Raw genomic sequence first — 19,695 nt, 5'->3', positions numbered from 1 at the left:
TGTCACCCGATCACCGTGAGGTCGCCGCCCAGGAACTCGATGAAGTACATGAACACCCACATCGCCGCCAGAATCGCCATGTAGATGCCGATGAGGACGAGCGTCCCCACCGGGTCGAAGTCGTCGTGACCGATTCGTCGTTCGATGCCGGTCCCGCCGGACCCGATGACGTAACCCGTCTGGTCTGACAGGTCGGCGTCCGGTGCGGCGACCGGTTCGGTCGCTCCAGATTCCCCACGAACGGGGTTCGTTTCGTCCAACCCCTCGTCCGATTCAGCTGCCATACAGTTCGGTATCGACTGATGTCCCTTCAACGAGAACGTAGATTCTAACTGAATGGGAATCAGCGAAGGCAGCAACCTTACCCCGTGCTATCTGCCGATATGCGCTTTACACCGCGGGTCGCGGGGATGATTGCACTGCTCGCACTCCTCCCGGTCGTCCTCTTCGGACTCGGACGGACGTGGTGGGCGGGGGCGGTGACGTTCGTGAACGTCCTCATCATCACCTACAGCCTCTATCTCTTGCTGTCACCCACCGAGAACGGCCACGACGACCACGACGCGACCGAGCACGGCCCCTCCCCGTAGGTCATGGTACCGCTCTCCACTCACGGCGGGATGTCGCTCCCGGCGACGGGCGTCGAGGCCGGTGTCTTCCTCGTCGTCGGCGCCCTCGGCGGCGCACACTGCCTGGGGATGTGTGGCCCGCTCGTGAGCGTCTACGCCGACCGACTCCGGGAGACCGAGGGCGGCGACGCCGCACTCACCGTCAGACAGGTCAGACAGCACGGCCTGTTCAACCTCGGGCGCGCGGCGGGCTACGCCGTCGTCGGTGCCGTCCTCGCGGCCGTCGGCGCGGTCACCGTCGGCGCGTTGGACGCCGTCGTCGCCCTCGGAACGGGGGTCCGCGCGACGACGGGCGTCCTCGTCGGCGTCCTCATCATGGCGACCGGCGTCTCGTACCTCCGCGGCGGGACCGGCGGCGGGACCGCTCGCCTCCCGGACGCGCTCTCGGCTCCGTTCAGGCGCGTCAGCGCCGCGCTCACGAGGCGAGTCGACTCCCTCGTGGGCGACGCGCGAATCGCCGGACTGGGGGTCGGACACGCGTTCCTCCCCTGCCCGATTACCTACCCCGCGTACCTGTACGCGTTCGCGACGGCCGACCCGGTCCGGGCCGCCTTCCTGCTCTCCCTGCTCGGCCTCGGGACCATCCCGACGCTGTTCGTCTACGGGACGGCGCTCGGGTCGCTGTCGGTCGGTCGCCGTCGCTCGCTGCACCGCGTGCTCGGGGCGGCGTTCCTCGTCCTCGGCTACCTGCCGTTGGCGCACGGACTGATGCTCGTCGGCATCCACCTCCCGCACCCGATGATACCGGTGTACCAACCGCTGGGGTGAGACGACGGTGAGCAACGATTCACGGGCGCTCCGCGGCGAGTCGACCGACGAACGGAGCGACGGCGCGTGTTCGCTCTGTGACCTCCCGACGCCCGACGACCCGGTCACCGGCGACGACGTCCCCGGGGCGTACTGCTGTCGCGGCTGTCTCGAAGTGTCGCGCGCACTCGGCGGCCCCGACGCCGTCGGTGAGGCCGACGTCGAACGGGAACTCGCCCCCGACGACGGCGAGGACGCCCCCGCGGACGCCGAACGGACGTTCCTCTCCGTCGACGGGATGCACTGCGCCACCTGCGAGACGTTCATCGAGTCCACCGCCGCCGGCGACGACGGCGTCTACGGCGCCGAGGCGTCGTACGCGACGGACATGCTCCGGGTCACGTACGACCCCGACCGGACCGACCTCGACGGGCTCGTCGGCCGACTCGGCCGCTACGGCTACGACGCCGCCGACCCCGACGCGGCGACCGACGGCGAAGAGGAGTCCGGGCTGGCGACGTTCCTCATCGGCGGCGGCGTCTTCGGCATGATGGTGATGGTCTGGTACGTGCTGTTCCTCTACCCGACGTACCTCGGCTTCGAGCCCATCGTCGGCCTCGACGGATTCGACGGACTGTACCTCGTCGCCAACGTCTGGGTGATGTCGTCCATCGTCCTGTTCTACACCGGGTACCCCATCCTCCGGGGAGCGTACGTGAGCCTCGTCGCCCGACAACCGAACATGGACCTCCTCGTCGCACTCGCGGCCGTCGCGGCCTACGTCTTCAGCGTGGGGTCGATGCTCGTCGGCCGCACGCACGTCTACTTCGACGTGAGCGTCGCAATCGTCCTCGTCGTGACGCTCGGCAACTACTACGAGGACCGCATAAAGCGCCGCGCCGCGAGTCGGCTGACCGACCTGACGAGCGCTCGCGTGACCGACGCGACGCGCGTGACCGACGACGGCCGGACCGAGTCCGTCGCCGTCGACTCCCTCGCCCCCGGCGACCGGGTCCTCGTCCGCCCCGGCGAACGCGTCCCGGTGGACGGCGTCGTCGTCGACGGGCGCGCCGCCGTGGACGAGTCGCTCGTCACCGGCGAGTCGCTGCCCACCACCCGCGGCCCGGGCGACCCCGTCGTCGGCGGCTCCGTCGTCACCGACGACTCCCTGACGGTCGAAGTCGGCGCCGACGCGACGAGCACGCTCGACCGCCTCGTGGAACTGCTGTGGGAGATTCAGTCCTCCCGCGGCGGCGCGCAGCGACTCGCAGACAAGCTGGCGACGGTGTTCGTCCCCCTCGTCCTCGTCCTCGCGGCGGTGACGACGGCGGGCTTCCTCGCGCTGGGGTCGTCGCCGGCGGACGCCCTGCTGAACGGGCTGACGGTCCTCGTCGTCTCCTGTCCGTGCGCGCTGGGGTTGGCGACGCCGCTGGCCGTCGCCTCGGGCGTCCGCGACGCGGCCGACGCGGGCGTCGTCGTCGCCTCCGACGCCGTCTTCGAGGACGCGCCCGACGCGGACGTGCTCGTCTTCGACAAGACGGGGACGCTGACCGACGGCCGGATGCACGTCCGCGGCGTGACCACCGGCGAGGCCGACGAGGCGACGGCGGTCGAACTGGCCGCGGCCGTCGAACGCCACGCCGCCCACCCGGTCGCGAAGGCCGTCGTCGAACGCGCCCCGGACCGCCTCCCCGAGGTGACGGACTCGTCGATTCACCGGCGAGGCGCGGCGGGGACCGTCGACGGCCGGCGCGTCGTTGTCGGCCATCCGGACCTCCTCCGCGAGGAGGGGCTCTCGGTTCCGGCGACGCTCGCGGCCGCCGGCGAGTCGGTTCGCGACGACGGCCGCGTGCCGGTGTTCGTCGGGTGGGACCGGACCGCGCGCGCCGTCCTCGACGTGGGCGACGCGCCCCGGGCGACGTGGGACGAGACGCTGTCGGAACTCGGCACCGGCCGGGAGATAGTCGTCCTCACCGGCGACGACGAACGCGCGGCGGCGCAGTTCCGCTCGCACCCCGCGGTCGACGAAGTGTTCGCGGGCGTCCCGCCGGAGGCGAAGGCCCAGACGGTCGAACGCCTCCGCTCGCGCGGCACCGTCGCCATGGTCGGCGACGGCTCCAACGACGCCCCCGCACTCGCCGCGGCGGACGTGGGCATCGCCTTCGGGTCCGGCACCGACCTCGCCGGGAGCGCCGCCGACGCCGTCGTGGTCGAACGCGGCCTCGAAGCCGTCCCGACGGTGTTCGCCGTCGCCGCCGGGACGCACCGGCGCATCCGGGAGAACCTCGCGTGGGCGTTCGTCTACAACCTCGTCGCCATCCCGCTGGCCGCCTTCGGCCTGCTCAACCCCCTGCTCGCCGCCGTCGCGATGGGGACGAGCAGCCTCCTCGTGGTCCTCAACTCCTCTCGGTCGGTGGAGTGAGTCGGGGCGACGCCGGGCGCGAGGCGGCGGGTCGTGCCGGTAGGGTGTGATTTAGGCCGTCGGGGCGACAACTCGGCACGACCCGATGCCCGACGAGGACACCCGAGGCGCGGACGACCCGTACCGCATCGACCTCCCGGACGGTTGGACCGCCGTCACCGAGGGCGACAGGACGACGTACGAGTCGCCCGGCGGGACGCGCCGCGTCCAGATAACCGAGTTCTCCCGAGGGCTGTCGCTGTACTGGTGGGTCGACGTGTACGAACGCGACGGCGAGGACTGGACGCGGGTCGAGGTCGGTCTCGGCGAGAGCTACACCCGCGCGGACGCCGTCGCGTCGGCCGTCCAGTCGTACCTCGACGGTCTCGCTCCCGAACCGGACCGCCGCGCGACGGTCGGCGGCGAACGCGACTGAACCGCCGCGCGGCGGGCGACTGTCACCGTGACGCTCGTTCGCTGAGGCGACTGCCGCACTTTTCCGTCGAGCGACCGTACCGGCGGCCGTGTCACTCGAAATTTCGACCGACGAGCGAGTGGAACTCCTCGACGTCACCTCGGAGGTGGCCGCGGCCGTCCCCGAGGAACTCGACGCGGGCGTCTGCACCGTCTTCGTGCCCCACACGACGGCTGGCGTCGTCGTCAACGAGAACGAGAGCCGACTGCTGCGCGACGTCGAACGACTGCTCGCCGAACTGGCCCCCCGCGGCGACGACTACGACCACGACGCCATCGACGACAACGCGGACGCGCACCTGCGGGCGACCCTTCTCGGTTCGAACGTCTCGATACCGGTCGAAGACGGCGAGTTGGCCCTCGGAACGTGGCAGTCGGTGCTGTTCGTCGAGTGCGACGGGCCGCGGACGCGCCGACTGCGAGTCACGACGACGCCGTCGTAGTGCTCCTGTCGCCCGGCGACGAGCGAGCGCTCACCGCCGTTCCACCGGCGACTGCGTCTCCACCAGTCGCAGGAAGTTGTCGAACACCCGCGCCGCCGCCTCGGCCGCCGCGGCAGTCTCGTCCGTGATGCCGTCGAGGACGGACCGGATGCGTTCGTCGGGCAACTCCTTGTTCTTCGTCACCCACTCGGCCGTCTCGCGGTCGTACTCGGGGTGGAACTGGACGCCGTAGGCGGCGCCGTCGCGGAACGCCTGCACGCCGAAGTCGTTGCGCGCGAGGGTCACCGCCCCGGACGGGAGTTCGGCCACCCGGTCGGAGTGCGTCTCGAACGCGGTGAACGTCCGCGGGACGTTTTCGAACAGGTCGTCTTCGCCCACGCGAGTGATACGGCGGTACCCGAGTTCGTACTCGGCCACGTCCACGATACGTCCGCCGAGAGCCTGCGCGACGAACTGGTGCCCCCAGCAGACGCCGAGCGTCGGGACGCCCGCGGCGTGCGCGCGGCGGAACCAGTCGGTGACCTCGTGAATCCACTCGTGGTCGTCGTAGACGGACGTCTGCGACCCGCTTATCACCACGCCGTCGTACGTCCACGCCCGCGAAGACACCGGCGGGGGGAGTTCGCCGTCGCTCAGTTTGAACGTCGTCACCTCGGCGTCGAGGACGCGCCTGAAGTTCCGCTCTGCGGGTGTGTCGCCGACGGACGCGTCGAGGAGTGCGATTGTCGCGCTCATGGTCGAACGTACGCACCCCCGCCCCTTTTAGTTTTGCATAGTATGGACAATACTACTGTCGAACGCGCACGGGGAGACATCTTCCGGGGCGCACGCATCCATCAAAATCTGCGACCGGAGCCCTTCAGACTCCCTCGGAATCTCGAACCCGGATGAGGCGACCCCTTCCGCTCCGAAATCGAACTTGCACGGATGGTAAAATAAAGACTGGGTTGAACGGCTTCGGTGGATATCAGATTCTGAGAACGAGCGACCCGTACTTGCAGTCGTCCCTCCAACTCCTATCCGTAGGGCATCCGCCCGACGACCGACTGTACAGCGCGTGACTGAAGCCGGACACAAACCACAGCTATGGATATAACTGATATCGTTTCGAAGGAGTACGTCGAATTCGACCCCGAGACCGAAGTCTCGAAACTCGTCGGTGCGTTCGAGGACCCGACGGTCAAGGGAGTCGTCGTCCGCGGCGACGAGTTCGAGGGCGTCGTCACGCGGCGGCAACTCACCACCTCCCGTCACCCGCCCGACCAGAAGGTCGGGTCGCTCGTCTGGCACGTTCCTCGACTCGCCCCCACCGAGGACGTGCGCAAGGTCGCCCAGTTGATGATAGATAGCGACTCGCACGTCCTCCCCGTCTTCGAGGGCGACGATCTCGTCGGCGTCGTCACCGCCGACGACCTCCTCGATGCGGTCGCGCCGTTCCTCGACGCCGCCAGCGTCGGAGACGCCTACTCGGACGAACTCGTCTCGGTCGCGTCCACTTCGACGGTCGGCGAGGCCGTCAGCCGGTTCCGCGAACACCACTTCACGCACCTCCCCGTCGTCGAGGACGACGCGGCGGTCGGCATCCTCAGCCTCTACGACATCGTGGACCTCACGGTCCGCCCCGAGACGGGGAGTCAAGGGGGCGACCCGAGCGGTCGAGACGCGTTCGGGGGCGGTTCCGGTCGCACTCGCCGCGGCGGGTTCGGCGCCCGCGAGGGCGAAACCGACCGGGCGTTCGACCTCCCGGTCCGCGACGTGATGGTGTCGCCGGTCCGCACTATCGAACCGAGCGAGACCCTCGACGCGGCGGTCGAGGCGATGTTCGACGCGGACGCCTCCTCGCTGGTCGTCGTGGAGGAGGGACGCCCCGTCGGTATCGTCACGAAGACGGACGTCCTCGACTCGTTGACGTGGGAGGCCGAGGGCAACAGGGCGGTCCAGATATACGGGGCCGACCTGCTGGACGACGTCAGCTACGAGGACCTCGTGGCGATGGTCGACTCGTTCGACGACAAGGACCACGGAACGAACGTGCTGGACGCGAAAGTCCACCTCCACGAGCACGACGAGACGCTCCGCGGGACGCCGTTGCTCCTCGCCCGCGTCCGCCTGTACACCGACGGCGGAATGTACATCGCCTCCGGCGAGGGCTACGGCGCGAAGCAAGCGCTCGACGAGGCGCTCGACATCCTCCAGCGGCAACTCCGGGACAAGAAGACCCACGGACGGACCAAGAAGCACCCCGACGAGGCGTTCTGGGAGAAACGCTTCGGCTGGATACTCGAAGAGGTCGCCTGACCGGGCCGGACGACTCCTGACGGGGGCCTCGGGGGCAAAACGCCGGCGCGGTCGCCGAACGCCGGTTCGCATTTTTCGACGGAGGGTCAGAGGACGACGAACGACGGGAGGTACAGGAGCAGACAGCCGACCGCCGCGCGCCGGTCGATACCCCGCCGCCAGTACAGCACCGCGAGGACCACGAGCGAGACGGTCAACATGTAGCCGACCGACGGTAGCACCGCCTCGGGGTCGCTCAGGGTCACGTCGGCGACGAGTGCGCCGATGCCCAGAGAGAACACCGGGTCGGTGATGTTGCTCCCGAGCAACGACCCGACCGAGATGCCCTCTTCGCCGTCTCTGGCGGCGACGCCCGCGACGGCTATCTCCGGTGTCGTCGTGCCCAGTCCGGTCAGAATTCCGACGAGGTAGGGCGGAATCCCGACGACCGTCGCGACTGCGATGCCGTTCGTCACCATCAGATGCCCGCCGCCCACGACCAGCAGGAGTCCGAACAGTATCCACGGAATCGTCCGCTTCGGCGGTTCCTCCTCCTCTATGACCTCCTCGGTTATCTCTTCGCCCCCCTCGCTCGAGTAGAGGTCGTGGACGAAGATGGCGTACGCCAGCATCATCAGGAACCCCTCCGACCGCGTGATTCCGTCTTCGAGGGTGAGAATCATGATTATCATCGACAGCAGCATCGCGCCCCCGTAGACGAGCACGTTCTTCCGTTCGGCGACGATCGGCGCGACGAGGGCGACGACGCCGATTCCCACCGTTATCTGTGCCGTCTCCGACCCGACGATGTTCCCCACGACGATGTCGCCGGCGCCGTAGTAGGCGGCGTACAGCGAGGTGGTCATCTCCGGCACCGACGTTCCGATGGAGACGACAGTCACACCGATGAAGAAGCTCGAGACGCCGTAGTAGAGGGCGAGTTCGGCCGCCGCCCGGACCGTCCTGTCGGCACCCACGAGGAGGACGACCAGACCGACGACGAACCCTCCCAGTTCGACCAGCATCTATCCGGCCCAACAGGGTCCGACGAGTAAAGTGTGCCCGTCGCACCGTGGGGGTCCGACGGTGGGGGGCAGACTACTCCTCGTCGCCGACCTCGTAGTCGCCGCCGTACTTCACGAAGAAGTACGCGAGGGCGATGACGCTCACCAGAGCGATGCCCGTCGCGATGGCCAGCGTTCGAGCCGAATCCGGAACTTGCGGGACCTCCGGGCCCGACGCTTCGGTCGCCCCGCCCGGTTGGACGGTCACGCTCCCGAGCATCCCGACGGATTCGTGGGGGATGCAGAAGTACTCGTGCGTGCCCTCGACCTCGAACGTGTGCTCGTACGTCTCGCCGCCGCCGACGTCGCCGCTGTCGGGGTCACCGGACGAGTAGGCCCTCCTGGCCGCGTCTTCGGAGTCGAATCCCCCCGAGGCCCAGTATTCGGCCTCCCCGGGGATGTCGTCCTCGTACGCAGTGACGGAGTGACCGATGGTTCCGACGTTCTCCCAGACCACCGTGTCGCCCGGCGCGACGGTGATCGCATCCGGGTCGAACACCAGTTCGTCCGTCATATCGACCGTGTGGCGCTGTCCCTCCTGTGCCGTCGCGGTTCCCGCGGCGGCGCTCAGTGCGGCCACACCGCCCGCGGTTCGCACGAACCCCCGTCGCGACATGGTGGTCGGGTTCCCGTCCATGCGTAGTGGTCCCTCACCATGTCAATAATCTTTCGGGTCGATTCCTACTCGGTGAGAGCTCCTCGCACGGCCGAGCCGACTCCAAGGGCGTCACCGCTGGGGGTTCGCTCCCCGCCCGTCGCTCACTCGTCTTTCGACTCCTCGGCCGTCCCGTCCGCCGACTCGACGGCCGGGAGTCGCCGCACGACGAGGACCGGCGCGAGCGTTCGCTCCGCGAGTCGCTCCGACGGTTCGCCGAAGACGAGTTCTCGCACCGTGGGCTGGCTCTCGCCGAGGACGATGAGGTCCGTGTCGTCGGACGCCATCTCGCTCAGCGCCTGCAGGGGTGCCTGACTCACCGCCACGGTTCGCTCGATGGCGTCTGGCGGGACGCCGTTCGCAGAGAGGGCGTCGGCCGCCTCCTCGAGCAGTCGGTCACCCGCCGGGCGCGCCTCCTCGGAGTCGGCGACGTGGACCAGCCTCACCGTGACGTCCGAACCGACCGCCAGCGCGGAGGCGAACGCGGTGATTCGGTCGGTGTTGATTCCCGCGCTGAGCGGGACGAAGATTCTGTCGACGCTCGGCGCGGGGTTGAGCAACAGAATCGCGTCGACTCGCTCGTCGACGGCGACGCGTTCGAACGTCTGCGTCGGGTCTCGCGTGAAGACGAACCGCGTCTCGACTGTGCCGTCCGTCTCGCGAAACGCGTCGGCCAGGTCGTCTAGCTCCGCCCGCGCCTGTTCGCCGAACTGCTCGCGCGCCTGTTCGGGCGCGGTCTGTTCGGGGATGACGTGGTAGCCCAGCAACACGACCGGAATCGACGCCGCCGTGAGCAGTTCCACCAGCGCGGTCGGGACCTGTTCGCCTTCGAACGTCCGGACGGGGACGAGAACGGTCAGTCCTTCCCCGGTGTCGATGCGTTCGGTCATCGTTAGAGCACACCTCTCAGTTCGACGTCCGCGGCATAGAACCGTTGCCATACCGCGGCCGCGAGCATGACGGCCACTCCGATGGCCTGCGACAGCGGTTGCATGAGTGCGAGGAGGGCGAAACTGGCGACCGCGCCGAGTATCGGCAACGCGGGGTAGCCCGGGATGCGATAGTCGGGGTCGTACCACTCGGGCGACTGCCGCCGGAGGACGACGAGCGTGACGCACATCAGCCCGTACATCAGGAGGTGGAGGAACGACGCAACCTCCGCCAGCACCTCGACGGGACCGAACACCACCAGGAAGAGCACCGGCCCCCCCGCGAGGCTCAGGGCCACGTGCGGCGTGTTGTACTTTCGGTTGAGCGTCCCGGCCTTCGAGGGAACGATCGCGTCGCGGCTGAGCGCGTACAGCGCGCGCGACGAACTCAGAATCGACGCGTTCGCGCTGGAGACGGTCGCCAGCAGGCCGGCGATGAGAATGATCACCGCGCCGCCGATGCCGACGTAACTCCGCGCGACTTCGACGAGGGCGGTTTCGCCGAAGGCGGCCAGTCGCCCGCTCCCGAACGCGCTGGTGGCGACCAGCACGGTGACGACGTTGAACACCGCGACGAGGACCACGGACCCGATCATCGCCAGCGGGAGGTTCCGACCCGGGCGCTTGATGTCGCCGGCGACGGTTGCCACCTGCGCGAAGCCGAGGTAGGCGGTGAACACGAACGCCGTCGTCGTCAGGATGGGGAAGACGCCGAACGGGGCGAACGCCTCGGGGACGGTCTGTCGGCCGAAGAACCCGAGCGTGTCGAGTCCGCCGTAGACGAGAAACACCGACAGGATACCGAGTAGGAGGCCCACGATGACGTTCTGGAGTTTCGCCGTGTTCTCGGTGCCGACGATGCTCGACGCGGTCAGCGCCACCCCGACGAGGACGGCCAGCGCGGGTGCGAGTATCCCCGCGCCGACGTCGATACCGACTTCCGCCAGTATCGCCGCGGCGTACTGCCCGAAGCCGACGAGGTAGAACGCCGAGGCGAACACCAGCCCCAGCCACAGGCTCAGCCCCACCACCGCGCCGTAGGCGGTTCCCATCCCGCGGGAGATGAAGTAGTAGCCGCCGCCGCTCTGGGGCATCGCCGTCGCCAGCTCTGACGTCGGGAGCGCGACGAGGAGGGCGACGACGGCTCCGAGCGCGAACGAGACGGCGGCGGCGGGTCCGGCACGTCCCGCCGCGAGGCCGGGGAACACGAAGATGCCGGCACCGATCATCGTCCCCACGCCGATGGCGATGCCGCCGCGAAGGTCGATGGTCCGCTCCAGTTCGAGTTCGTCGTCGTAGATGGTTGCCTCGTCCACCGTCTCGGCGGTCGAACCGGGCGGCCCCTCCGCCGTCGAATCGCCTCCCGTCTCTGGTTCGCTCATCCACCGAGACGATGGTATCTACGGCCCTAATAGATTCCCCCGTGTTTCGCGTCTCCCCGCCTCGTCCCGGCGTCGCCCGCAGACGAACACGTCAGCACGTGTTCTCACCAGCTCGGAAAAATAGGATACCCTTTATTACTGGACTACGCAGGAGTGAACGTGATGAGTTGCGAAAACGACGGGGACTACACCTTCCGCTGCCCGGAGTGCGACGAGGCGCTGGAGGTGAACGACTCCATGAAAACCGCGCTCGTCGAACGTGGGTGCGTCCTCTGCGGAGCCCCGGTCACGAGCGACGCGTTCACGGTCGTCTCTTCGACCGACTGTCCGTAGCCCTCCGAAACACGCACGCGTGACCGTCTCGACCGGCCGGAGTGGTCGATTTCGGCACGACGCGACCGCGGCCGCCCACAGACAGGTATTAGTTCACCTCCCGTCTCACGTCATACAAGAGCATGACGCTGGACCAGGAGACCGGACTTTCCCGTGAGGAGACGGACGCGCTACTCGCCCGTCACGAGACGGGCGTGTTGGCGCTGGCGCGGGACGACGACCCGTATTCGATTCCCATCTCCTACGGCTACGACTCCGAGACGCGTCGCTTCTATCTCCGACTCGTCTCGACGCCGCAGAGCGAGAAGCGGGAATTTCTCGCCTCCTCGCCGAAGGCTCGACTCGTCGTGTACGAGGAGGCCGAACCCGTCTACCGGAGCGTCGTCGCCATCGGGACGCTGGAAGAGATATCGAAGGACGAGTTGACCGTCGAGCACGTCGAACAGTACGGCGAGGCCAAGCGCCCCCTGTTCGAGATATGGGGCGAATCGAAGCGCAACCTCGACGTCCAGCTCTATCAGCTCGAACCGGACGAACTGAGCGGCCGCCGGGTCGAGGTCGAACGGGAGTAGGAGACTCCGTCCGGTCGCGGTCCCCGTTCGCCACCTGTGGGTTCAAGTGAGTGCTCGACGAAGCTCTCAGCGTCGATGCCCACTGGAATCCGTGCGACGGTGGCGTTCACGACGCCCGACATCTGTCCGATAGTCGAACTCTCGAACACCGCCGAGACGACTATCGACTCGGTGACGACGAACGTGACGCCGTCCGGCGACGACGAGAGCGTGACCGAGTTCTCTGTCGACGCGGACTGCGACGCCGAGGCGGACCTCACGCCGGTGTTCTCGCACGGGGGCACGAACCGATACCGGTTCACGCACGACGACGGCGTGACGTGCCCGTGTGAGTGCCTCGGGCAGTTCGGGTGTCCGGTCGCCCGGTACGTCGCACAGGACGGGGAGTTGACGCTCGTCTTCCACGCCGCGGACTACGAGGAACTCCGGGACGTCGTCGCGGAACTCCGCGAGCGGTTTCCCGACGTCGACATCAAGCGGTTCGTTCGCTCGCCGGCGGGCGAACAGAGCCGGGACAGCGTCTTCGTCGACCGGAGCAAACTCACTTCGCGACAGCTCGAAGTGCTCGAAACGGCACACCAGATGGGGTACTTCGAACGGCCGCGGCGAGCCAACGCGACGGAGGTTGCGGCGGCACTCGGCATCTCCCCGTCGACGTTCGCCGAGCATCTCTCTGCCGCGCAGTCGAAACTGTTCACGGACATCTTGTAGCGGCGGTTCGAGAACGGCACGCCCGGGTGGAGCTTATAAACCTCCCCGGATGTTGGGGCGGTCCGTTACTCTCACTGTACCGCATCAGCAGTAGGTATGAGCCAGTCACCGATGGTCCCCTCGTCAGTTCAGTTCGCCGACGGACAGTCGTCCACCGAGGAGACGGTGGTTCGGGACGAGGACGCGATTCAGGACCTCCTCGACGCGTTCAACGACGCCGGGTCCCGCGCGATTCTCGACGCGACCAGCGACGAAGCGCTGTCCACGAACGAGATTTCGGAGGCGTGCGACCTCCCGCTCTCGACGGCGTACCGGAAACTCGACCAACTCACCGACGCGGGTCTGGTCGAAGAGCGGACGCGCATCCGTCGCTCCGGGAAGCACGCCAGCGAGTACGCCCGCGTCGTCGAGGACGTCGTCATCTCCATCGACTCCTGCGGCGAGATGGAACTGCGCGTCTCTCACCGCCCGTGCGCCGACCAGTTCGGGGGACGTTTCCCGGGCGCCCCCCGCGACGAGCGCACGAACTGAGCGGAGTGCCGATTCGACGACTCAGTCCGAGCGTTCTCGGGCGTTGACCGCCAGCACGGGCACGTCCGAGTGTCTGATGACGCGTTCGGTCGTACTCCCGAGCAGGTATCGGTCGAGCCCCGTCCGCCCTGCCGTCCCCATCGCTATCGCGTCGACGTCGTTCTCCTCGGCGTAGTCGAGGAGCGTTCGCGCCGCGAACCCTTCACGGACCTCGGTGACGGCGTCGAGTCCGGCCGCGCGGGCCTGCGAGGCGATGCCCTCCGTCATCGTCTGCCCGTTCTCCTCTAGCTCCGCTATCACCTCCGAGGGGAGCGTGTACGTCGGACTGGCCGTCACGTTGCCCACGTCCACCACGTTCACCGCGTGGACGCGCGCGCCGGCCTTCTGCGCGATGGCGATGGCGTGTTCGACCGCCGCACTCGCCGGTTCGCTCCCGTCCGTCGGCACGAGAATCTCGTCGTAGCCGTCGACGACTTCGCTCCGGTCGGTCGCTCGAACCGTGAGGACGGGTACCTCGGCCGTTCGAACCACGTGTTCCGTCACGCTCCCGGTGATGTACCGGCTCAGTCCGGTTCGGCCGTGCGTTCCCATCGCGAGGAGTTCGACGTCGTGCTTCTCGGCGTACTCCAGTATCGCCTCTCTGGGGTCGCCTCTGACGATTGCCGTCTCTACGGAGTCGGCGTCCGCGAGGGCGTCTTCGACCGCTTCGATAGCCTCCTCGCCCTTCGCGTCCAGTCGCGACATGAACTCCTCGTCCACGCCGCCGGCGCCGAACACGCCGGCCGCCGCCTGCACGTCCGCGACGTTGACGACGTGTACTGTCGCGTCGAACAGTCGCGCGAGGTATCGGCCGTGTTCGGCCGCGCGAACCGCGTGCTCGCTACCGTCCGTCGGGATGAGAATGGTGTCGTACATCGTCGTTCTACTCACGTATCGAACACGTCTAGATATAAACGGTGGCGGTCATCGCCATCGGATAGGAACGGTGCCGCGGGGACACGACGCGTGTGGGACGCGCCTCCGTCTCCAGCGAACTGAGAACCAGCGACTGCCGTTACCTCGCTCGCTCGCGTATCGTCTCACATGAACCGAAACGTCCGAATCCCCCACGTGGCGGTCGACCTGTCCGACCGGCGGGTGATCAGTTGGCGCCTCCTCGCCGCCGTCCTCGCCGTCGAAGTCGTTCTGAGCGCGGCGTTCAATCTGGTCGTCTTCCGGAGCGAGTGGTTCCTCGAGACGGTGTTCAGGCCCGTCTTCGTCGCCACCGGCGGGCTGGTGGGTCCCACGCTCCTGGTGAACGCCGTGAACGTCCTGCTCGTCTTGGTGGGTCTGCTGATACTCGTCGGCGGACTGCGCCTCCGTGACCTCGGGCTGGAACGCTCGAAACTCCCGCTCGCGGCGGCGGTCACCGCCGGGCTCTGGGCGACGATTCAGGTCGTCGGCGCGGCGGTGGCGTACGTCCAGACCGGGTCGGTCGCGCTCGACCCCCTCTGGTCGACGGCCGGCGTCGGTGCCGTGCTGGGACTCCTCGTCGCTCAGTTGTTCGGAAACGCGCTGTTCGAGGAGGTGCTCTACCGCGCCGTGTTGCTCGACCAACTGGTGCTGAAGCTCCGGCACCGCAGGCGCGGCTTCCTGCTCGCACTCGTGGGGTCGCAGGCGGTGTTCTCGCTTCTGCACGTCCCCAACCGGCTCTATCAGGGGTTCCCGCTCGACGCGCTCCTCGTCAGTCTCGGGATGCTGTTCCTGATGGGACTGCTGTTCGCGCTGGTCTACCACCGGACGGGGAACCTCCTCGTCGCCGTCGGCGTTCACGCCGTCGGCAACGCGCCCACGATGCTGGTGGAGACGCCGGTGTCGGGAAACTTCCTCACCGTCGTCTTGGCCGTCGTCCTCGTCGTCGTCTGGCCGGTCGTCTCGGGTTCACGCGGTTCCGGGCCGCAGTCCTCGGACGAGGTTCGACCGACGGCCTGACGGGGTCCGTCGCTCGGCGGGTCACGACGCGACGAATCCCCTCAGAGACCGAACTTCGCGTCGCGTTCGACGACCGTGTACCCCTGTGCAGTGAGCACGTCGTCGCGGTACCGTTCCGCGACGAACTGCTGCGGAACGCGCCGCACTCCGAAACGCCGGTCCGACTCGTATTCGACGTCGACGACCGTTCCGTCGCCCTCGCCGCTCACCGTCGCGGTGTACGTCGCCCACGGCCGGTCGTCCGCCGTGAGTTCCAACTCGACCCGTCGCTCTCCGTCTGCGGCGGTGTCGGTCCGCGTCCGAACCGCCACCGTCACTGAGCGCAGGCCGAACAAGTACGACGTCCGGTACCGCACCGCGTCGTCGCCGACGGACACCCCGTCCGCGATTCCCCACTGAAGCGCGAGCACCGGCGGCGTCGGACCGGCGAACTCTTCGACCACCGCCGCCGGCGGGTCGTCCGTCCGGAGCCGGAACGTCCCGCGGGACCGGAAGACCGGCGCGCGTGCGGCGACGACGAGGACGGCTGCGACGGCTATCGCCGACAGCATCGACGCCGTCAGATAGGTCCCCAGAAACACCGATACCGCGAGCGTGACGACGAGTACGTTCAGAGGGCGCTCACGTCTGAGGTATCGCTTCGCGACGGTCACCGCTTCCCGCGGTCGTTCGACTTCGTTCGTGGAGGGCATCACGAAGAACGCCCGCCGGGAGCCGATTAACTCTATTGAACTCTCTCCTACTGTCGACCCGAAGTGGCCGCCGCTCGAACGGCGAACCGACCGCTTCTCGGGCGTCGGCAATCACTGGCCGGTTATTTACTGTCAGATGTAGAATGTGAACGCGACGATGACCGAACACACCCCCTCCTCGGAGCGGTCGGCGAGTTCGCGGCCGCTCGTTCGAGTCGCGGAGTTCTTCGCGCTGACGTTCCTCGTCTCGTGGGTCCTGTGGGGACTCGGAGCGTTCCTCGGAACGACCGCCGGCGCGTGGCCGATACTGAGTACGCTGGCCGGCTTCGGACCGCTGGTCGCCGCCGGCATCCTGAGTTGGCGCGACGGTGACCTCCGCGCGTGGGCCGCGCAGGCCGTTCGGTGGCGGACGGGTGCCCGATGGTGGCTGGTGGCCCTCCTCGGCGCGCCCCTCCTGTCGCTCGCGGGCTACGGCGTCTACGTCGCGCTCTCCGGCGCGTCGTTCAGTCTCGCGAGCGGAACGCTGCCCGTCGTCTACGCGACGGTGTTCCTCTACGTCCTCCTCCTCCGCGGGGGGTTCGGCGAGGAGATGGGCTGGCGCGGCTACGCGCTCCCGCACCTGCTCGAACGCTACAGCACCACCGCCGCGGCACTCGTCGTCGGCGTCGGCTGGGCCGTCTGGCACCTCCCCCTGTTCTTCGTTCAGGGGACGAGACAGAGCGGTCCCTTCGCCGTCTACCTGCTCGGCGTCGTCGGCCTCTCCGTCGTGCTGGCGTGGCTCTACGTCCGGGCGAAGGGGAGCGTCCTCCTCGCCGCCGTCTTCCACGCGCAGTGGAACGTCTTCGACAGCGGCGTGTTGTTCGCGCTGAGCGGCGAGTCGCCGCTCCTCGCGCCCGCGGCGTCGGCGGCCGTCGTCTGGGCCGCCGCACTCCTCCTGGTCGCACTCGACGGCGAGACGATGCGTTCGTCCCGTCCCGGCACCGCCCCGCCCGGACGAGGGTCACCCGCCGAGTAGACACTCGGTCCCGGTTCGAGAGGTGTGGCGACGACGCCGTCTCGTCGGCTGCCTAATTTCCAGAACAAAGAATTTCGCCGAAACATACACTACTGCTTCTGTAACCGTGCTAATCTTTTTACATCGTTAACGATAGTTCGGAACATGGTAGAGGCGACCATCGACGTCATCCATCGCGGCGGACTGGAGTGCGACCTGAACTACCTCGTCGAGGGGAACACCCTCGGGTCGCACGACGAACCGAATCCGGACACGGACTACGTCGAGATTCCGGTGTGGAACCTCGTCATCGACCACCCCGAGGCGACGATTCTGTGGGACACCGGCAACCACGAGGACGCCCTCGACGGCCACTGGCCCGAGGGACTCACGCAGGCGTTCTATCCGCACGACGCGCGGGAACACTCCCTCGACGGTGACCTCGCTGACGCGGGCTACGACCTCTCGGACATCGACGCCGTCTTCCAGACGCACCTGCACCTCGACCACGCCGGCGGCCTGCACCACTTCGACGGCACGGACGTGCCCGTGTACGTCCACGAGGAGGAACTGAAGTTCGCCTACTACTCCGCGAAGACCGACGAGGGAAGCGCCGCGTACGTCCTCGACGACTTCGACCACGACCTGAACTGGCAGGTGCTCCATCAGGACCGCGAGACGCACTTCGAGGACGTCGAGTTCCTGCGTCTCCCGGGCCACACGCCCGGCCTCACCGGGACGATGATTCACCTCGACGACCACGGCACACTGCTGTTCGCCGGCGACGAAATCTATCAGGACGTCAACTACGAGGACGAGGTGCCCCTCGGCGCGGGCCTCCTCTGGAGCGGACGCCACTGGTTCGACAGCCTGCAGACGCTCAGAGACCTCCAGCGGCGTCACGACGCCGAGGTGGTGTACGGGCACGACCCCGAGCAGTTCGAGGAGATTCGGTCGGGGTGGTCGTAGATGGGGTACGAGCGGTCGGTCTCCGCGCCGAACCACGAACTCTCGACCGAGACGGTCTGGCACGTCACGATGCCCGAGATTCGGTTCGGCCGCGACTCGACGGACGAACTCGCGTTCCAACTCCGTGACCTCGGCGTCGACGACGACGCGCACGGACTCGTCGTCACCGACGAGACCCTCGTCGACATCGGCCACGCCGACCGCGTCACCGAGCATCTGGAGGCGGCCGGCCTCTCGGTCGACGTCTACGACGAGTCCGAGCGGGAACCGTCCGTCGAGGCCGCCGAACGCTGCATCGAGTACGTCCGCGAGTCCGCGGGCGAGGCGGGGTACGACTTCTACGTCGGCCTCGGCGGCGGCAGTTGCATGGACACCGCGAAGGTGGCGCGCGCGGTCATCGCCAACGGCGGGTCGCCCCTCGACTACATCGCCGAACCGACCGGCGACGGGAAGGCGCTGACGGAGTCCGGCGACCCCCTCGTACTGATGCCGACGACGGCCGGCACGGGCGCGGAGATCTCGCCCGTCGCCATCCTCTCGGTCCCCGAGAAGGAGATAAAGGAGGGCATCTCCAGCAACCACGTGCGCGCCGACGCCGCCGTCCTCGACCCGACGCTCACGACGACGCTCCCGCCGGACCTCACCGCCAAGACGGCGATGGACGCCCTCGGGCACGCCATCGAAGGGTACACGACGCACGAGTACGACTCGCTCCTGCGACCGACGGACCCGGCGGACCGACCCGTCTACGCCGGGCGGACGCCCCTGACGGAGATGTTCTCCGAGAAGGCCATCGACCTGCTGTCGAACAACGTCCGGGCGGCGGTCCACAACGGCGACGACCTGGAGACGCGCGAGAACATGCTGCAGGGGGCGCTGTTCGGTGCAATCGCGGGGCTGACCGCCGGCGCGAGCCTCTGCCACGCGATGGCGTACCCGGTCGGCAATCGCTACCACACGAAACACGGCGAGACCATCGCCGTCCTCACGCCCGCCAGTACCATCGACTACAACGCCGCGAGCGACCCCGGCCGATTCGCCGACGTGGCGGAGATGTTCGGCGTCGACACGACCGGCATGACCGACAGGGAGGCCGCAGACGCCCTCCAATCGCAGTACGTCCAGCTTCAACAGGACCAGAACGTCCTGCCGAGCGGACTCGCCGAACTCGCCGACATCACCGAGGAGGACGTCGATTGGCTGGCCAGACAGACCGTCGAGACGCAGCAGCGACTGCTCCGGTGTAACCCGCGTCCGGTGACCGAGGACGACGTGCGCGACATCTTCCTCGACGCACTCCACAACTGGGAGGACTGAGGCGGCATCAGGGAGGCGTCACCGCGGAGCCACCGCCGGCGACTCTCGGCCGTCGACGAATATGCCTGCAGCAGGCACTTCAGTGCTCGACACCGACGAACGCGTATGACGGACGACTGTCCGAACTGCGGCGCGCCGTTCAGCGACCGAATCACCGTCGAGACGGGCGACCGCTACGAGAACGCGTTCGGGCCGCCACCCGCCAGCCTGTTCAACACCTACGCGCGCATCTGCCCGGACCCCGATGCGGCCAAGCGGGCGGCTCGTGACCCGAACGTCGGTATCGACGTGTTCCTGCATCGACACGGCGACCTTCAGCCCGGGTCCGGACTGAGCACCTGACGAGGTATCCGTCGCTCGGCGGTCGGGTCAGAGTATCGCTCGGTCCTCCGCGGACTTCCGCGACTCGTCCACCACCGCGGTGAGCGTCTCGTACGGGACGAACGCGACGAACTCGCCGTCCTCGTGCAGTTCGATGCCGTGGTCGGTGTGCTGGTAGTCGTCGCACTCGATGCTCCCCGTCTGTATCAGCACGCGGTACATGTTCGAACGTAGCGACTCCTTCGCTTGTGAGTCTTACGCGCGGTGGAGGCGACGCCCCGAC

At 68.0% G+C, this 19,695-nt stretch carries 24 protein-coding genes; 15 read left to right on the top strand and 9 right to left on the bottom strand.

Translation table 11 applies throughout. The features are described 5' to 3' along the window. Positions 1-2 precede the first annotated feature (2 nt). Positions 3-284, bottom strand: coding sequence for a ba3-type terminal oxidase subunit CbaD (locus BM310_RS15955; protein WP_245778531.1), 282 nt, complete (start codon positions 282-284; stop codon positions 3-5). A gap of 126 nt (positions 285-410) precedes the next feature. Between BM310_RS15955 and BM310_RS15950 the strand changes: the two genes are divergently transcribed. From BM310_RS15950 to BM310_RS15930, 5 genes are all read left to right on the top strand, one after another. Then, entirely contained in the window at positions 411-590 is a 180-nt protein-coding gene (locus BM310_RS15950) for a hypothetical protein (protein ID WP_394328069.1), read from the top strand. A gap of 3 nt (positions 591-593) precedes the next feature. Next, a complete protein-coding gene (locus BM310_RS15945; protein WP_089809571.1) occupies positions 594-1,397 on the top strand; it encodes a sulfite exporter TauE/SafE family protein in 804 nt (267 codons plus the stop codon). Between the two features lie 7 nt (positions 1,398-1,404). Then, complete coding sequence (locus BM310_RS15940) at positions 1,405-3,798, top strand: heavy metal translocating P-type ATPase (RefSeq protein ID WP_089809570.1); 2,394 nt, start codon at positions 1,405-1,407, stop codon at positions 3,796-3,798. 85 nt (positions 3,799-3,883) lie between these two features. Next, positions 3,884-4,213, top strand: coding sequence for a hypothetical protein (locus BM310_RS15935; protein WP_089809568.1), 330 nt, complete (start codon positions 3,884-3,886; stop codon positions 4,211-4,213). Between the two features lie 88 nt (positions 4,214-4,301). Then, positions 4,302-4,694 (top strand): secondary thiamine-phosphate synthase enzyme YjbQ, encoded by a 393-nt coding sequence (locus BM310_RS15930; protein ID WP_089809565.1) that lies wholly within the window; start codon positions 4,302-4,304, stop codon positions 4,692-4,694. Positions 4,695-4,724: 30 nt separating this feature from the next. Here the strand turns inward: BM310_RS15930 and BM310_RS15925 are convergent, their stop codons facing one another. Further along, complete coding sequence (locus tag BM310_RS15925) at positions 4,725-5,429, bottom strand: type 1 glutamine amidotransferase (protein WP_089809563.1); 705 nt, start codon at positions 5,427-5,429, stop codon at positions 4,725-4,727. Positions 5,430-5,780: 351 nt separating this feature from the next. Here BM310_RS15925 and BM310_RS15920 point away from each other — a divergent pair, with 351 nt between their 5' ends. Further along, positions 5,781-6,992: a CBS domain-containing protein gene (locus tag BM310_RS15920; RefSeq protein ID WP_089809561.1), complete on the top strand. Its 1,212-nt coding sequence runs from the start codon at positions 5,781-5,783 to the stop codon at positions 6,990-6,992. A gap of 86 nt (positions 6,993-7,078) precedes the next feature. Here BM310_RS15920 and BM310_RS15915 read toward each other — a convergent pair whose 3' ends face one another. From BM310_RS15915 to BM310_RS15900, 4 genes are all read right to left on the bottom strand, one after another. After that, on the bottom strand, positions 7,079-7,996 hold the full coding sequence (locus BM310_RS15915; RefSeq protein ID WP_089809559.1) for a sodium:calcium antiporter: 918 nt from the start codon (positions 7,994-7,996) through the stop codon (positions 7,079-7,081). A 73-nt stretch (positions 7,997-8,069) separates the two neighbouring features. Then, on the bottom strand, positions 8,070-8,672 hold the full coding sequence (locus BM310_RS15910) for a plastocyanin/azurin family copper-binding protein (RefSeq protein ID WP_245778522.1): 603 nt from the start codon (positions 8,670-8,672) through the stop codon (positions 8,070-8,072). Between the two features lie 122 nt (positions 8,673-8,794). After that, the gene (locus tag BM310_RS15905; RefSeq protein ID WP_089809557.1) at positions 8,795-9,580 is read right to left on the bottom strand and encodes a universal stress protein; all 786 of its coding nucleotides are present in this window, start codon (positions 9,578-9,580) and stop codon (positions 8,795-8,797) included. Between the two features lie 2 nt (positions 9,581-9,582). Further along, positions 9,583-11,001: an APC family permease gene (locus BM310_RS15900; RefSeq protein ID WP_089809555.1), complete on the bottom strand. Its 1,419-nt coding sequence runs from the start codon at positions 10,999-11,001 to the stop codon at positions 9,583-9,585. Between the two features lie 162 nt (positions 11,002-11,163). On the opposite strand from BM310_RS15900, the gene BM310_RS21510 reads away from it, so the two are divergent. The 4 genes from BM310_RS21510 (at position 11,164) to BM310_RS15885 (ending at position 13,148) form a co-directional block, all read left to right on the top strand. After that, positions 11,164-11,334, top strand: coding sequence for a DUF7560 family zinc ribbon protein (locus BM310_RS21510; protein WP_177232672.1), 171 nt, complete (start codon positions 11,164-11,166; stop codon positions 11,332-11,334). 122 nt (positions 11,335-11,456) lie between these two features. After that, on the top strand, positions 11,457-11,906 hold the full coding sequence (locus BM310_RS15895) for a pyridoxamine 5'-phosphate oxidase family protein (protein WP_089809553.1): 450 nt from the start codon (positions 11,457-11,459) through the stop codon (positions 11,904-11,906). A 75-nt stretch (positions 11,907-11,981) separates the two neighbouring features. Next, complete coding sequence (locus tag BM310_RS15890) at positions 11,982-12,617, top strand: helix-turn-helix domain-containing protein (protein WP_089809551.1); 636 nt, start codon at positions 11,982-11,984, stop codon at positions 12,615-12,617. Between the two features lie 96 nt (positions 12,618-12,713). Continuing rightward, a complete protein-coding gene (locus BM310_RS15885; protein ID WP_245778521.1) occupies positions 12,714-13,148 on the top strand; it encodes a winged helix-turn-helix domain-containing protein in 435 nt (144 codons plus the stop codon). Positions 13,149-13,169: 21 nt separating this feature from the next. Here BM310_RS15885 and BM310_RS15880 read toward each other — a convergent pair whose 3' ends face one another. Then, positions 13,170-14,063, bottom strand: a complete 894-nt coding sequence (locus BM310_RS15880) for a universal stress protein (RefSeq protein ID WP_089809546.1) — start codon at positions 14,061-14,063, stop codon at positions 13,170-13,172. A gap of 168 nt (positions 14,064-14,231) precedes the next feature. Here BM310_RS15880 and BM310_RS15875 point away from each other — a divergent pair, with 168 nt between their 5' ends. Next, positions 14,232-15,119: a CPBP family intramembrane glutamic endopeptidase gene (locus BM310_RS15875; protein ID WP_089809544.1), complete on the top strand. Its 888-nt coding sequence runs from the start codon at positions 14,232-14,234 to the stop codon at positions 15,117-15,119. A 41-nt stretch (positions 15,120-15,160) separates the two neighbouring features. On the opposite strand, the gene BM310_RS15870 is transcribed toward BM310_RS15875, so the two are convergent. Next, positions 15,161-15,811: a hypothetical protein gene (locus tag BM310_RS15870; protein ID WP_089809542.1), complete on the bottom strand. Its 651-nt coding sequence runs from the start codon at positions 15,809-15,811 to the stop codon at positions 15,161-15,163. 157 nt (positions 15,812-15,968) lie between these two features. Here BM310_RS15870 and BM310_RS15865 point away from each other — a divergent pair, with 157 nt between their 5' ends. The 4 genes from BM310_RS15865 (at position 15,969) to BM310_RS15850 (ending at position 19,433) form a co-directional block, all read left to right on the top strand. Then, positions 15,969-16,826, top strand: coding sequence for a CPBP family intramembrane glutamic endopeptidase (locus BM310_RS15865; protein ID WP_143105176.1), 858 nt, complete (start codon positions 15,969-15,971; stop codon positions 16,824-16,826). 144 nt (positions 16,827-16,970) lie between these two features. After that, positions 16,971-17,774 (top strand): N-acyl homoserine lactonase family protein, encoded by an 804-nt coding sequence (locus BM310_RS15860; protein WP_089809538.1) that lies wholly within the window; start codon positions 16,971-16,973, stop codon positions 17,772-17,774. After that, complete coding sequence (locus tag BM310_RS15855; RefSeq protein ID WP_089809536.1) at positions 17,775-19,091, top strand: hydroxyacid-oxoacid transhydrogenase; 1,317 nt, start codon at positions 17,775-17,777, stop codon at positions 19,089-19,091. Between the two features lie 105 nt (positions 19,092-19,196). Then, a complete protein-coding gene (locus tag BM310_RS15850; protein ID WP_089809534.1) occupies positions 19,197-19,433 on the top strand; it encodes a hypothetical protein in 237 nt (78 codons plus the stop codon). A gap of 27 nt (positions 19,434-19,460) precedes the next feature. Here the strand turns inward: BM310_RS15850 and BM310_RS21505 are convergent, their stop codons facing one another. Further along, positions 19,461-19,634: a hypothetical protein gene (locus BM310_RS21505; RefSeq protein ID WP_177232671.1), complete on the bottom strand. Its 174-nt coding sequence runs from the start codon at positions 19,632-19,634 to the stop codon at positions 19,461-19,463. Positions 19,635-19,695: the final 61 nt, after the last annotated feature.

Source organism: Halogeometricum rufum, assembly GCF_900112175.1.
Classification (GTDB): Archaea; Halobacteriota; Halobacteria; order Halobacteriales; family Haloferacaceae; genus Halogeometricum; species Halogeometricum rufum.
Note: the sequence above shows the minus strand (reverse complement) of the source record. Positions and strands in the feature narration are given on the sequence as shown.

What these genes read in the sequence shown, in the direction of transcription:
- BM310_RS15945 (WP_089809571.1), top strand. Translation starts at nt 594, where the DNA reads ATGGTACCGCTCTCCACTCACGGCGGGATGTCGCTCCCGGCGACGGGC.
- BM310_RS15875 (WP_089809544.1), top strand. Translation starts at nt 14,232, where the DNA reads ATGAACCGAAACGTCCGAATCCCCCACGTGGCGGTCGACCTGTCCGAC.
- BM310_RS15920 (WP_089809561.1), top strand. Translation starts at nt 5,781, where the DNA reads ATGGATATAACTGATATCGTTTCGAAGGAGTACGTCGAATTCGACCCC.
- BM310_RS15950 (WP_394328069.1), top strand. Translation starts at nt 411, where the DNA reads ATGATTGCACTGCTCGCACTCCTCCCGGTCGTCCTCTTCGGACTCGGA.
- BM310_RS15850 (WP_089809534.1), top strand. Translation starts at nt 19,197, where the DNA reads ATGACGGACGACTGTCCGAACTGCGGCGCGCCGTTCAGCGACCGAATC.
- BM310_RS21505 (WP_177232671.1), bottom strand. Translation starts at nt 19,634, where the DNA reads ATGTACCGCGTGCTGATACAGACGGGGAGCATCGAGTGCGACGACTAC.
- BM310_RS21510 (WP_177232672.1), top strand. Translation starts at nt 11,164, where the DNA reads ATGAGTTGCGAAAACGACGGGGACTACACCTTCCGCTGCCCGGAGTGC.
- BM310_RS15870 (WP_089809542.1), bottom strand. Translation starts at nt 15,811, where the DNA reads ATGCCCTCCACGAACGAAGTCGAACGACCGCGGGAAGCGGTGACCGTC.
- BM310_RS15955 (WP_245778531.1), bottom strand. Translation starts at nt 284, where the DNA reads ATGGCAGCTGAATCGGACGAGGGGTTGGACGAAACGAACCCCGTTCGT.
- BM310_RS15865 (WP_143105176.1), top strand. Translation starts at nt 15,969, where the DNA reads ATGACCGAACACACCCCCTCCTCGGAGCGGTCGGCGAGTTCGCGGCCG.
- BM310_RS15935 (WP_089809568.1), top strand. Translation starts at nt 3,884, where the DNA reads ATGCCCGACGAGGACACCCGAGGCGCGGACGACCCGTACCGCATCGAC.
- BM310_RS15925 (WP_089809563.1), bottom strand. Translation starts at nt 5,429, where the DNA reads ATGAGCGCGACAATCGCACTCCTCGACGCGTCCGTCGGCGACACACCC.
- BM310_RS15900 (WP_089809555.1), bottom strand. Translation starts at nt 11,001, where the DNA reads ATGAGCGAACCAGAGACGGGAGGCGATTCGACGGCGGAGGGGCCGCCC.
- BM310_RS15860 (WP_089809538.1), top strand. Translation starts at nt 16,971, where the DNA reads ATGGTAGAGGCGACCATCGACGTCATCCATCGCGGCGGACTGGAGTGC.
- BM310_RS15855 (WP_089809536.1), top strand. Translation starts at nt 17,775, where the DNA reads ATGGGGTACGAGCGGTCGGTCTCCGCGCCGAACCACGAACTCTCGACC.
- BM310_RS15910 (WP_245778522.1), bottom strand. Translation starts at nt 8,672, where the DNA reads ATGGACGGGAACCCGACCACCATGTCGCGACGGGGGTTCGTGCGAACC.
- BM310_RS15895 (WP_089809553.1), top strand. Translation starts at nt 11,457, where the DNA reads ATGACGCTGGACCAGGAGACCGGACTTTCCCGTGAGGAGACGGACGCG.
- BM310_RS15890 (WP_089809551.1), top strand. Translation starts at nt 11,982, where the DNA reads ATGCCCACTGGAATCCGTGCGACGGTGGCGTTCACGACGCCCGACATC.
- BM310_RS15915 (WP_089809559.1), bottom strand. Translation starts at nt 7,996, where the DNA reads ATGCTGGTCGAACTGGGAGGGTTCGTCGTCGGTCTGGTCGTCCTCCTC.
- BM310_RS15885 (WP_245778521.1), top strand. Translation starts at nt 12,714, where the DNA reads ATGAGCCAGTCACCGATGGTCCCCTCGTCAGTTCAGTTCGCCGACGGA.
- BM310_RS15905 (WP_089809557.1), bottom strand. Translation starts at nt 9,580, where the DNA reads ATGACCGAACGCATCGACACCGGGGAAGGACTGACCGTTCTCGTCCCC.
- BM310_RS15880 (WP_089809546.1), bottom strand. Translation starts at nt 14,063, where the DNA reads ATGTACGACACCATTCTCATCCCGACGGACGGTAGCGAGCACGCGGTT.